Source organism: Maritimimonas sp. 2304DJ26-3 (assembly GCF_056591635.1).
Genome location: NZ_JBWQOK010000003.1, coordinates 258,786 through 271,826, shown reverse-complemented (window position 1 = coordinate 271,826; position 13,041 = coordinate 258,786). Strand labels below are relative to the sequence as shown.

Here is a 13,041-nt window from a genome sequence, read left to right as displayed (position 1 = left end):
ATGGTAATATTTGTTGCCGGCTGGTAGTAAATTTTTGTAACTTTGAAGTACCTACTTCGATAAACCTGATTGATTTTAAGGCACTTAGAATGCTAAATAATATCAACAAAACTTAAACATCTGTACCATGAAAAATTCATTAAAAATGGCATTGATAGCAGTGCTTGTGTTGTCTGCTATTTATGTTATCTCATCAAAGGCTATTGAGAAAAAAATTGAGAGTCCAAAAACTAAAGTTGCATTAAATTTTATTAAATGTACCCCTGCAAAATTCTTATTAGAAAATGTTGACACTACAAGACAAATTTCACCACTTTTTGAAAATTTAGGAAATCATAGCGTAGCTATAAGCACAAAAAACAAAATGGCTCAACAGTTTTTTGATCAAGGGTTGAATTTAACCTATGCTTTTAATCATGCTGAAGCACATCGTTCTTTTTTAGAATCTTCTCGATTAGATCCAAATGCAGCTATGACTTATTGGGGACAAGCATATGCTTTAGGCCCTAATATCAATGATCCATTACCAGATGATGAACGCAAAAAGCAAGCTTTTGAAGCTGCTCAAAAAGCAAAAGAATTATTGGCAAATGCTACACCGAAAGAAAAAGCATTAATTGAGGCTATACAGTCTAGATATAGTGATGACCTTACTAAAGATGTTGCCGAATTGAATATGGATTATATGAAAGCAATGACTAAAGTTGCTGAAAAATTTCCACAAGATGATGACGTGCTAACTTTATACGCAGCAGCGATTATGAACACTACTCCTTGGAATTATTGGGATAAAGATGGTAATCCTTCGCCTTATATAGATCAAGCAAAAAACGCACTAGAAAAGGCTATTAACATAAATCCAAATAATGCAGGAGCCCATCATTACTATATACATATGGTAGAATTACCAATGCCTGATTTGGCTGAAGATAGTGCAGACAAAATTGGTTCACTAATGCCAGGTGCTGGTCATATAGTACATATGGCTTCGCATATTTATATCAGAATTGGTCGATATAAAGATGCGGTTACAGCTAACCAAAAGGCTATTCTTGCAGACGAAGATTATATTTCACAATGTTATTCACAAGGAATCTATCCTTTAGGCTATTATCCACATAACATTCACTTCTTATGGTCATCAGCCAGTCTTTTAGGAGCTAGCGATATTGCAATAGATGCTGCAAAAAAAACTGCTGAGAAAGTTCCTACTGGTGAATTAATTACCATGCCTTTTTTACAAGATTTTGCTGCTACTCCGCTATTAGCGTATACTCGTTTTGGTAAGTGGAATGATATTTTAACAGTTCCTAAACCAAATGCTGATATAAAACATTTAAACCTTATTTGGCATTACGCAAGAGGAATTGCTTTCATCAGAAAAAATAACATTAAAGAAGCACAAGAAGAGTTGGATGCTTTAGCTGAGTTAAAAAAGGATCCTCAATTAGAAGAATTAGTAGCTACAGCTCATAACCCTTCATCTAGGTCTGCAAATATTGCTTATGAAGTGGTTGCAGGTGAACTTGCTGCTCTAAAAGGTGACCTTACCAAAGCAACTACTCATCTTAAAAAAGCAGTTGAATTAGAAGATCAGCTTACATATACTGAACCCGCTGCATGGTATATTCCTACACGACAAAATTTAGGCGCTATTCTATTAAAAGCAAATAAATATGCTGAAGCGGAAGCAATTTATGAAGAAGACCTAGAAAAACTTCGGCAAAATGGTTGGTCTTTAATAGGTCTTTATAATGCTTTAGAGCTACAGGGGAAAATTGATGAAGCCAAAGAGATTAAAAAAGAATTTGATAAAGCTTGGTCCGATGCAGACATTGAGATAAGCAGCTCAGTATTATAAGATAATTATACTGGGTGTTTTATGCACCCAGTTCATTCCTATCGCAATAACTTTTATATTTGATGACTTAAAAAGTTTCATTTAATGAAGTTAAAAATACCGCCTGCTTTACAAGTACTATTATTCGCTGTTTTAATGTGGTTGTTAAAAAAGATCACTAATCAAATTCATTTTGACTTCGACTATAAGAATGAGCTAAGCTGGCTTGTTTTCTTTTTAGGAACATTAGCAGGATTAATCGCTATTTATTCTTTTAGAAAAGTTAAAACTACAGTAGATCCTACAAATCCATCAAAAGCTTCAAGTTTGGTTGTATTCGGAATCTATCGATATTCAAGAAATCCAATGTATGTTGCTATGCTATTTGTGTTGTTAGCTGTTTTTATAAGGTTAGGTAATATCTATAACTTATTGGTCCTATTTTTTTATATCTGGTATATCACGAAATTTCAAATAAAACCAGAGGAAAAAGCATTAACATTACTCTTTGGAGAACAATATCTTGATTATAAATCTAAAGTGCGAAGATGGATTTAAAAGATGAAGAGCTAAAAGAATTTTTAGATGCTAAAGTAGAACAATACAATCAGCCTCAATTTATTGAAACCGATCCTATTCAAATTCCGCATCAATATTCACTCAAAGAAGATATAGAAATTTCAGGTTTTTTAACATCTACAATCGCTTGGGGAAAGCGTAAAATGATCATTAATAATTCGCAAAAACTGATGCAATTATTAGGGAATTCACCATTTGATTTTATTATCAACCATAAACCCCATCATTTAGATTCGCTAGAGAATTTTGTGCATCGTACTTTCAACGAAATAGATTTACAATATTTTATCAAATCCTTAAAAAATGTATATGTAAATCATAACGGGCTGGAAGCTGTTTTTAAGGCTTATGCTGAAAAAGATTCATTGCAAAACGCTATTAGTAATTTTAAAACTATCTTTTTTGAATTAGAGCATCCTAAACGAACTCAAAAACATGTTTCAAATCCTTCAAAAGGTTCTGCCGCAAAACGCATTAATATGTTTTTACGTTGGATGGTTAGAAATAATAATACTGGAGTAGATTTTGGCATCTGGAAAACCCTATCACCATCTCAATTGTCATGTCCACTAGACACGCATTCTGGTAATGTTGCTCGTAAATTAGGATTACTTACAAGAAAGCAAAATGATGCCAAAGCACTTTTAGAGCTTGATACTAATCTACGTAAACTTGACGTTAAAGATCCTGTAAAATATGACTTTGCTTTATTTGGATTGGGTGTATTTGAAAAATTCTAATATCATTATGGACAAAACTGTATTAATATAATCATATCAGAAATTCTATCATGTTACTGAAGATGAGAATGTAAAAAGCATTTTAAAAAAAGGTTTAAAACTTAATAAGTACAAAGGTTGAATATCATAATGATTGCCTAGAGAAAAAAGCTCAAATCCGTTTAACTACACGCAACAAATTAAAAGAACAATTAAAATTATTCCCATTGGAATAAAATGAATTAATTCGTACTAAAAATTTGTTTATATTTATCATAATAAATTACTAAACGAAAGAAAAGCTATGAATCACGTTTCTAATATTAAAACCCACGGATATACTGTTATACATGATTTTTTAGATAAAAGAATAATTCAAGACTTAAAAGAAGCACTTGTTTCAATTATTGAAACCGTTGGCGACGATACTTCTGGAGCACCTGTTGGCTATCAAAGCATTGTTAAACATGATAAAATGGTTAATAATATACACTATCATTCTAAGGACTATTTAGATATCGCTGTTAATGGGTCACATATTCCTATTATTCAAGAGTTCCTAAATGATCCTTACTATGGAATTATACCAGCTAGTGAACCAAATTTCGCAATAGCTCAGTGTAATATGAGACAAAGCTCAACTGCAATTCCTTATCATGTAGATGTTAGATTAAAAAGACCTGGACCGATTGGTTGGTCTATGCAGTGTATCGTTGCAATTGAAGATAGACATGAGTTTAATGGGGGGTTAAAAGTTCTACCTGGATCACATCTTGAAGAGTTCCAATTGAGAGAAAATTTAGATCTTTCTAATGAGACTGTTGTCAATCTCAAAGCTGGTAATGCTGTAATATTCTTTAGTCATCTATATCATGCTACTACTGATGTGGTAGAGCCTTATCAGAGTGCTTGGGGACTACTACTAACTTATAGATCATGGTGGGCTAAACCTCAATTTGATTTTGTATCTATGTTTGGTGAAGAACGTCTAAGTAAAATGAGTAATAAAGAGAAAACTTTACTAGGTTATTACTCACAACCCTCTAAAGCTTGGGACGGACAGATGTCCGCCCGTCAAGGCTATGACCTTGATAATATATAAGCAGATCCAATTGTTTCTTTTTTAGTAATTCTACTGACAATACCCTGGATAGGAAACCGATGAGAAATTTAATTAAAACGCTATCAGTGTGACGGGTTAAATTATTTGTTTAAGTTTTTAAATAGCTACCTTTGCATCCTTAAATGCAAACATGAGATTACACAGAAATTTAGTATTTACAGTAATAGACAGTTTACGAGATATCTTTAATGAAGGTGTGTATGCAGACAAAGCTGTAGAAGCTGCTTTAAAACGTGATAAACGTTGGGGAAGTCGCGACCGTAAGTTTGTTGCAGAGACCATCTATGAAATCGTTCGTTGGAAGCGACTGTATGCAGAAATTGCAGAAGTAAAAGAACCTTTTGATAGACCTAATCTATGGCGCTTATTTTCTGTGTGGTGTGTTTTAAAAGGAATTACTTTACCAGACTGGAATCAAATTGAACATACTCCTACTCGCAGGATTAAAGGTCGTTTCGATGAGTTGTCAAAAATTAGAAAGTTTAGAGAGTCAATTCCTGATTGGATTGATGAAATTGCAGTTGAAGAATTAGGTGAAGAACTTTGGAATAAAGAAATGGCCGCTTTAAACAAACAAGCCGAAGTTATTTTAAGAACTAACACCTTAAAAACAACTAAGGAAAGCCTTCAAAAACAACTTCAAACCGAAAACATTATTACCGAAGCAATACCTAATCATCCAGATGCTTTAAAATTAACAGAGCGTGCCAATGTTTTTAAAACAGATGCTTTTAAAAAAGGGTATTTTGAAGTGCAAGACGCTTCTTCTCAGTTAGTAGCCGCCTACTTAGATGTAGAACCGGGTATGAGAGTAGTTGATACTTGTGCTGGAGCTGGTGGTAAAACATTGCATTTAGCGTCATTAATGAAAAATAAAGGGCAGATTATTGCAATGGACATATATGAAAGTAAACTAAAAAAATTGAAAATACGAGCACGTAGAAATGGTGTTCATAATATCGACAATAAAGTAATTGACTCTACAAAGCCAATTAAAAAATTATATAACAAAGCAGATAGAGTACTGATTGACGCTCCTTGTTCTGGCTTAGGTGTTTTACGCAGAAATCCTGATTCTAAGTGGAAATTGCAACCTGAATTTTTAGATGATATTCGTAAAACACAACAAGAGATATTGCAGAGTTATTCAAGAATGGTTAAATCAGGAGGTAAGCTGGTTTATGCTACGTGCTCGGTATTGCCCTCAGAAAATCAGAATCAAGTAGAAATATTTTTAAATTCACACGAAGAGTTTAATTTTGTTAAAGATCAAAAAATATTAGCCTCTGAATCTGGTTATGATGGATTTTATATGGCTCTTTTAGAAAAAAAATAATATGAAAAATTTAGTATTCTTTATAATTCTATTTGTAATTACAGCTTGTGGTGGTTCTGATGATTCACCGCCTCCTCAGCAAAATAGAAATCCCGGAACCTTTACTATTAGTACAAGTAATATCACACAAACTAATGCTAATTTAAGTTGGACTGCTTCAGTTGACCCAGACGGCGATAATGTAACTTATGCTGTTATACTTAACGGAACTACTTCTGCCAGTAATTTAACTACTACATCTACCACATTTAGTAATTTAACTCCAGACACTGAATATAATGGTAGTGTCACAGCTAGTGACGGTAAAGGTGGAACATCATCTTCTACTATAATTTTACCACCCTAGAAGATACCAATGCCAATACGATTAACTTTAACATTCCTAGTGACCTAGCAGATTATTATAGCAGCATGGTTTTTTATGAAGATAATCAGTTGTTAAAAGATGAATTGGCAACTCATATAATTAGTAAACATTCAACTTTTTTAAGTTATACTCAAAGACATAATTACCTATATGATGCTGACGAAGATTTAAATAATACTGCTAATGTAATTTTAATGTATAGCGGTGAAAGTAGAGACGAACGAGAATATTTATCTGGTGGTAACTCACATTCTCCACAAACATTTAATACCGAACATGTTTATCCTAGGTCAAAGCTTTCTGGCACATCTGAAGCAGATTTACACCACTTAAGGGTTTGCGATATTAGCATTAATTCTAGTAGAGGTAATCAATCGTTTGCTGAAGGTTCCGGTTCTTATGGTAATGTTTCGGGCGGTTGGTATCCAGGTGACGATTGGCGCGGTGATGTCGCAAGAATGATTATGTATTTAAATTTAAGGTATGATGAAAGTTTTGATGATGTAGGTTCTTTAGAATTATTCTTAAAATGGAATAAAGAAGATCCAGTGTCTGATTTTGAAAAACAAAGAAACACTATTATTCAAAACCCTCAGGGAAACAGAAATCCATTTATTGACAATCCATATTTAGCTACTCTTATTTGGGGAGGTGAAAATGCAGAAAACCTTTGGCAATAAAATATTTAATTAAACAATTTACCTACAGGTTTTTACGTTCTTAGGTTACATTCCGAAAAAGGAATGGCAAGTAAGAAAGTAATTGTCAATTAACAATCATGAAAAAAATCGTTGTTTTTTCGATGCTTATTCTTTTTTTAAGCTCCTCTTTTACCATCAACAATACTGAAGAGTTTAAATTTAAAATTGAGTGGGCAAAATTAAATAAATCACTTTGGTCACAACCATATCGTTATGAAAATAAAGATTTAAAAAGTCTAAGTGTAAAGATAATTATTAAACGTTCTGGTGATAATAAAATGATTGATCTAAACCATATTTCAATTGTTGACGAAACAAAAGGTTTAAGAATTAGACCAAGTGCTGTTTATTACCTTAAAGGTAATGATAAAAAGATTTATTTGAAATCTAAAGCTGTTAATGAAAATTACAATGCCTTTGAAGATCATAATTTAAGTAATTATAAAAATTTTCAAGCTAAAACATTTAAGCCAAACATTTTAGGCAAAAAAAAGAAAGGGCAAGTAGCTACAATAAAGTCATTGAAAAAAGTTACCATTAAATCAAAAACTACGTATTATTTAGACTTCCCTGTAGATGAAGGTTTTTCATACGGTAAAATTTATTATAAGGACGTACCTATAGGTTTTGCCGCTGTTAGAAATTAAAATCGTATTTTATTTATAAATACTTTCTAGAAATTTTGCAAAAAGTTTAACATTTGCTCCTAGCTATTTTTCGTAAATTAAGCAGGCAATTTTAAACTTCTCAAAAATGCCAAACTATAATCTCAAAATCAACGGGCAAATAACGTCAGTAAACGTTGATGAAGACACTCCTCTATTATGGATTTTACGTGATGAGCTCAATTTAGTGGGTACTAAATATGGATGTGGTATTGCCCAATGTGGCGCATGTACAGTTCATGTAGACGGACAAGCAACTAGAAGCTGTCAACTGCAGGTTTCTAGTTTAGATGGTCTTAATATCACAACTATAGAAGGCTTATCAGAAAATGGTGATCATCCTGTTCAAAAGGCATGGTTAGAGCACGACGTACCTCAATGTGGTTATTGCCAAGCAGGTCAAATGATGACCGCTGCTTCATTCTTAGAAAACAATCCTAATCCGACAGATGAAGAGATTGAAGCTTCTATGAATGGTAATATTTGTCGATGTGGTACCTACGTTAGAATAAAACGGGCCATTAAAACTGCAGCTAAACTTTAAACTTCTCTATTATGACAAAGGTTAAAACACAATACAATCGTCGCTCTTTTCTAAAAATTTCAACAGCGGCTGGTGGTGGAATGCTTATTGGATTTAGTTGGCTAGGCGGATGTGTTCCTGCAACAAAGCCCAAAGATAAAATAGTCGAAGTACCAAATGAATGGTTTGATATTAATGGCTATATAAAAATTGGAGACACGGGTATGGTAACCATATATTCTCCAAATCCTGAGATTGGTCAGAATGTAAGAACCTCTATGCCAATGGTTGTTGCTGAAGAGTTGGATGTAGATTGGAAAAATGTTATTGTAGAACAAGCTCCTCTGAATACAGAATTTTATAAAAATCAATTTGCAGGAGGAAGTTTATCTATCCGATTAAGCTGGGATGCACTGAGAATGGCCGGAGCAACTGGTAAACAAATGTTATTAGAAGCAGCAGCTAAAGAATGGGGAGTTAAAGCATCTGATCTAACGGCTTCTCAAGGAATTATTAAAGAAAAGAATGGAGAGAGAAGTATCTCCTACGGTGACATAGCGTCAAAAGCTATAGACATCGAAGTGCCTGAAGAAATAACACTTAAAGAGCCTAAAGATTATAAACTTATTGGTACGAGTAAGAAAAACGTTGATGGTCAAAAAATCATTACTGGTAAACCATTGTTTGGGTTAGATTTTAAGAGAAAAGGAATGCTACTAGCTATGATCGAGCATCCTCCTGCTTTTGGTATGAAGCCAAAAAGCTTCAATAAAGAAGAGATTAAGAGTATGCCTGGTGTAAAGGATGCTTTTATTATTAACACCTCCATAGAAGAACCAGAATGGCATGATGTTAATGCGTTTCCAGAGCTAATTGCAATTGTTGGTGATAAAATCTGGCAATTAATGAAGGCAAAAAAGGCATTAAAAGTAGATTGGGAAACCGTAAGTCCTTCAGAAAATTCTAAACAACATGCTCAGGTATTAGAAAAAGCAATCAAATCAGGTGAAGTTCAAGAAAGCAGAAAAGATGGTAATGTAGAAGCTGCATTTAAAAATGCGGCAAAAGTTATTGAACGTACTTATAGTTCTCCGTTTATGGCACACAATACACTTGAACCCATGAACTTTTACGCTAATGTAACCAATGGTTCAGCCGAGTTAATTGGCCCAACTCAAATGCCAGAACGACTTGAAAAATCTATTTCTAAACTTCTTGACTTACCACTTGAAAACATTACAGTAAATATGACTAGAATCGGTGGTGGATTTGGTAGAAGACTATATCAGCACTACGGTTTAGAAGCCGCTGCAATTTCTAAACAAATGAAAAAGCCTATAAAACTTGTATATTCTCGTGAAGATGATATGACTCAAGGAACATATAGACCAACATATTTATCTACGTATAAAGCCGGTTTAGACGAAAACAATAATCTAATTGCATTTAGTGTAAAAGGTGCAGGGCTACCAGGTGGGTCCGTTTTCCCAAAACGATTTCCTGCCGGTGCAGTTGAAAATTATACTGCAGAAAAAATTAAAGCTCCTACAAATATTTCAACAGGAGCTTGGCGTGCCCCAAGATCACACTTTACTGCTGGTGCAGAACAGTCATTTATAGATGAAGTTGCAGAATTGGCAGGTAAAGATCCTATTGATTTTCGATTAGAGCTCTTTGATCGTGCAAAGAATAATCCAGTCGGTGAAGAATATGATTACGACGCAGAACGTTATGCTGGCGTTTTAAAATTAGTAAAAGAGAAAGCCAAATGGGGTGAATCTGAACCTGATGTTCATCGTGGAGTAGCAGCTTATTATTGTCATTCTTCTTATGTTGCAATAGTGGTAGATGTTATTATGGAAAACAAACTACCTATTATTCAAAAAGTGACTGCTGCTGTAGATTGTGGTATAGTTGTAAACCCAGACGGCGCAACGAACATTATTCAAGGAGGTGCTATTGATGGTATCGGCCATAGCATGTATAGTGAATTAACTTTTAATAATGGCGCGCCAGATCAAAGTAATTTTGATAAATATCAATTAATACGTCATTCTCAAGCTCCAAAAGAAATTGAAGTTCATTTTGTTAAAAACGAAATAGCTCCTACTGGTTTAGGAGAACCAAGCTTACCTCCGGTTCCTGCAGCATTGGCAAATGCATTATATAAAACTACCGGACAACGTTTATATAAGCAGCCATTTAGTAAGTATTTAAACCTAGAACCTGAAGGTGTAAAAGTATAAATGATCAATTAAGTCAAACTTGATAAACCAATGGAGTTCGCTTCATTGGTTTATTTTTATTTTTGATGACTAACTTTGAAGTTATAAATAAAAAAATGAAATCAAAGAACAAAGTATTTATTGCCACAAGTCTTGATGGCTACATTGCCGATAAAAATGGTGGTATTGGTTGGTTAGATGAAGTCCCTGAAATCAATACTATCGATACTGGATATGAAGCCTTTACATCAGAAATTGACGCAATGGTTATGGGTCGAACAACTTTTGAAACCGTTTTAAGTTTTGGAATTGAATGGCCTTATAAAAAGTCTGTTTTTGTGCTTAGTAGAACCATATCTGAAGTTCCAGAAAACCTTGAAGGCAAGGTTTTTTTAGTTAAAGGCGCACTTAAAGAAGTCTTAAAAGTCATTCATGATAAAGGACTTTACAAATTGTATATCGACGGTGGAAAAGTGATTCAAAGTTTCTTGAAAGAGGATTTAATTGATGAGATGATAATCACTATTATTCCGACCTTGTTAGGTGGTGGTTCATCCTTGTTTGGTGAGCTTCCAAAAAAACTACATTTTGAATGTGTGTCTTCGAAAGTGTACTTAGACAAGATTGTTCAAAATCGTTTTGTGCGAAAAAGAGAATAAAAAATCCTGCCTCAGAACATCATCTGAAACAGGATTCATCGTATAAAACTAATTTGTCTACTTACTTAACGGTATAACGAGCCATTTTCATTGTAGATCCGTCGATCATATTAGCAAAATCTAGAACAGAAGGATCTTGCATAAACTTTTGCATAGAGGCTTCAGCATCATCACTAGTTTCCCAGTATACCAAAACAACAACTTCATTCTTCTCTTTAGAATATCCACTTTCACGGCTTATAAATCCTAGCCGTTTGCTAGTATAGACATCTTCTACCTTGGCATCTTCTTTCCAAAAGTCAGTAGCATTTACTGAGGATTTATACTTAAAGGTTGTAACTTCTATAACATATGGTTTCTTTATGGTCTCAGTATTTGACTCACAGCTAAAAAATGCTACACAGATTAAGAAAATTAATATACCCCGCATTATTAGTTAAGAAAATTAAATTTACCGTTCTCATTTTTCCAAGTGTCTTTTGGTGCAATTGTTTCCATAACATCCCAATGCTCTACAATTTTTCCATTTTCCACTCTAAATAAATCATAATACGACATTGGTTTATCTGCAAACGTACCTTCACTAATTGCTAATACAAAATTTCCTTCTCCTAATACCTTATGTGTTGTACTATACACCATAGAAATTCCTTGTTTTGCCATACCTTCTAATGCCATACCTAAGCCTGATAAACCATCGGCTATGGCTGGATTATGCTGAATATAATTCTCAGCCCCCTCATCTATATAGTTACCAATATTAGCCATTTCACCTTTCATTAAGATGGTACTAATAAAATCTGAAACCAATTTTTTATTAGCTTCCGTTTTGTCTAAACCCGTAGCTTGAGTCGGTCCATCAGTTTGAGTATGCCCACTAGGGTTTGGTGGTGCAACTTCTATTAAATTGTCCCAATGCTCAACTATTTTTCCATCTTCAAACCGAAATACATCGAATCCAATTTTTGGTCCGAAGAAGTCATAAATTGTATGGGTAAATACATAATCACCATCTTGGTAAGCTCTTACTACTTTTGCTTTAAACCCGCCTTCTGGTGCGTTCTTTATAACTTCGCCAAATCCTTCCATTCCATCACCAACAGCTAAATTATGCTGAACATATTTTTCAGGATTAATATACCCTACTGGTTCTTTAGCACCAGTCTCTAAGCTTTCTAATAAGGCTACCGCCTTCTCTTTGTTCGATAATTCCATTACTGTTTCTGTTTTGTTAGCCTCTTCAACTGTTTTTGTTTCAGTGTTCTCTTTTTTGTCTGTTTTACAAGCAACAGCTAATACAAGCATAGATGCAATTACAATTTGTTTCATGTTAGTTTTATTTAGTGATAGCAAAATTATGGTAAAGAAGAGTTTATGAAAAGGTAAAAGCAACTAAAAAAATGGTAAATATCGAACCTAATTCTCTATATATACTCTTTTTTAAAACCATTAGGGGTTAATTCTGTATGTTTTTTAAAATATTTTATAAAATTAGTTGGTTCTTCAAAACCCATTAAAAAAGCTAATTCTGTACTTTTAATTGTAGAATTAATAAGTTTTCGTTTAGCTTCTAAAATAACAAACTCATCTATAAATTGTTTTGCTGTTGTATTAATGACTTCCTTGCAAATAGAATTTAGGTGTTTATAGGTAATGTTTAGTTTATCAGCATAGAAATCAGCATTTCTGCTGTTCTGATAATATTCTTCTAAAAGTGATTTGAATTTTAAAAAAGTTTCCAATTTATCTGACTCCTTTAAATAAAATGTCTGAATCTTTTTTAAATTTTCAAGTTTAGAAAAGATAATATTAAACAAATAGTTAATAATGTTTATTTTATTAAAGGCATCAGTTTCTTTATAAAACTCATCATAAAAAAGTTTAATATAGTTATCGACATTAGAGCTTTGTGGAACTTGAACTTTTGGCGAAAACAAATGCGATGTAAATAAACGTATTATTGCTTCTTTTGGCAACCTGTTAAGATGTTGCTTAAAGTAATCTTCGGTAAAAAGAATCATGAAACCTTCTAATCTTTCAGTAAATTTATAAGCGTTAATTTGTCCTTTAGATACATAAATAACAGAATTCTTTTGAACATCGTGCCAAACAAAATCTACTAAATGCTTGCTTCGGCCACCGGTATAGCACATAATAATATTAAATGTTAATTGATGTGCTTTCTCTGGATCGTGATTAAAATCATTCTTCCTTCTTACTAAGTCCTCAAGCTTAATAATCTCAATTCCTTCTATAGATTCTTGGCGTGATTTAAAGGCAATGTTTGGAATAGTTTCTGGCATT

General features: G+C 33.3%; 14 protein-coding genes. 11 read left to right on the top strand and 3 right to left on the bottom strand.

All coding sequences use genetic code 11. The features are described from left to right. The first annotated feature begins 127 nt into the window (after positions 1-127). From AC1EUV_RS09865 to AC1EUV_RS09815, 11 genes are all read left to right on the top strand, one after another. A complete protein-coding gene (locus tag AC1EUV_RS09865; RefSeq protein ID WP_480198534.1) occupies positions 128-1,861 on the top strand; it encodes a tetratricopeptide repeat protein in 1,734 nt (577 codons plus the stop codon). Between the two features lie 84 nt (positions 1,862-1,945). Then, entirely contained in the window at positions 1,946-2,398 is a 453-nt protein-coding gene (locus tag AC1EUV_RS09860) for a methyltransferase family protein (RefSeq protein WP_480198533.1), read from the top strand. Beyond that, positions 2,389-3,159 (top strand): TIGR02757 family protein, encoded by a 771-nt coding sequence (locus tag AC1EUV_RS09855; protein ID WP_480198532.1) that lies wholly within the window; start codon positions 2,389-2,391, stop codon positions 3,157-3,159. Before AC1EUV_RS09860 ends, AC1EUV_RS09855 begins: the two co-directional genes overlap by 10 nt. Before the next feature lie 283 nt (positions 3,160-3,442). Then, entirely contained in the window at positions 3,443-4,240 is a 798-nt protein-coding gene (locus AC1EUV_RS09850; protein WP_480198531.1) for a phytanoyl-CoA dioxygenase family protein, read from the top strand. Positions 4,241-4,391: 151 nt separating this feature from the next. Beyond that, complete coding sequence (locus AC1EUV_RS09845; protein WP_480198530.1) at positions 4,392-5,597, top strand: RsmB/NOP family class I SAM-dependent RNA methyltransferase; 1,206 nt, start codon at positions 4,392-4,394, stop codon at positions 5,595-5,597. A 1-nt stretch (position 5,598) separates the two neighbouring features. Continuing rightward, positions 5,599-5,943, top strand: a complete 345-nt coding sequence (locus AC1EUV_RS09840; protein ID WP_480198529.1) for a fibronectin type III domain-containing protein — start codon at positions 5,599-5,601, stop codon at positions 5,941-5,943. Between the two features lie 65 nt (positions 5,944-6,008). After that, positions 6,009-6,644, top strand: a complete 636-nt coding sequence (locus AC1EUV_RS09835) for an endonuclease I family protein (RefSeq protein ID WP_480198528.1) — start codon at positions 6,009-6,011, stop codon at positions 6,642-6,644. A 98-nt stretch (positions 6,645-6,742) separates the two neighbouring features. Beyond that, complete coding sequence (locus tag AC1EUV_RS09830; RefSeq protein WP_480198527.1) at positions 6,743-7,312, top strand: hypothetical protein; 570 nt, start codon at positions 6,743-6,745, stop codon at positions 7,310-7,312. 106 nt (positions 7,313-7,418) lie between these two features. Next, positions 7,419-7,874, top strand: a complete 456-nt coding sequence (locus AC1EUV_RS09825; RefSeq protein WP_480198526.1) for a (2Fe-2S)-binding protein — start codon at positions 7,419-7,421, stop codon at positions 7,872-7,874. 11 nt (positions 7,875-7,885) lie between these two features. Continuing rightward, a complete protein-coding gene (locus AC1EUV_RS09820; protein ID WP_480198525.1) occupies positions 7,886-10,099 on the top strand; it encodes a molybdopterin cofactor-binding domain-containing protein in 2,214 nt (737 codons plus the stop codon). A gap of 95 nt (positions 10,100-10,194) precedes the next feature. Then, on the top strand, positions 10,195-10,737 hold the full coding sequence (locus tag AC1EUV_RS09815; RefSeq protein ID WP_480198524.1) for a dihydrofolate reductase family protein: 543 nt from the start codon (positions 10,195-10,197) through the stop codon (positions 10,735-10,737). A gap of 61 nt (positions 10,738-10,798) precedes the next feature. Here AC1EUV_RS09815 and AC1EUV_RS09810 read toward each other — a convergent pair whose 3' ends face one another. The 3 genes from AC1EUV_RS09810 to AC1EUV_RS09800 form a co-directional block, all read right to left on the bottom strand. Continuing rightward, positions 10,799-11,167, bottom strand: coding sequence for a hypothetical protein (locus AC1EUV_RS09810; protein ID WP_480198523.1), 369 nt, complete (start codon positions 11,165-11,167; stop codon positions 10,799-10,801). Positions 11,168-11,169: 2 nt separating this feature from the next. Further along, complete coding sequence (locus AC1EUV_RS09805; protein ID WP_480198522.1) at positions 11,170-12,066, bottom strand: nuclear transport factor 2 family protein; 897 nt, start codon at positions 12,064-12,066, stop codon at positions 11,170-11,172. 95 nt (positions 12,067-12,161) lie between these two features. After that, on the bottom strand, positions 12,162-13,040 hold the full coding sequence (locus tag AC1EUV_RS09800) for a helix-turn-helix domain-containing protein (protein WP_480198521.1): 879 nt from the start codon (positions 13,038-13,040) through the stop codon (positions 12,162-12,164). Between the last annotated feature and the right edge of the window lies 1 nt (position 13,041).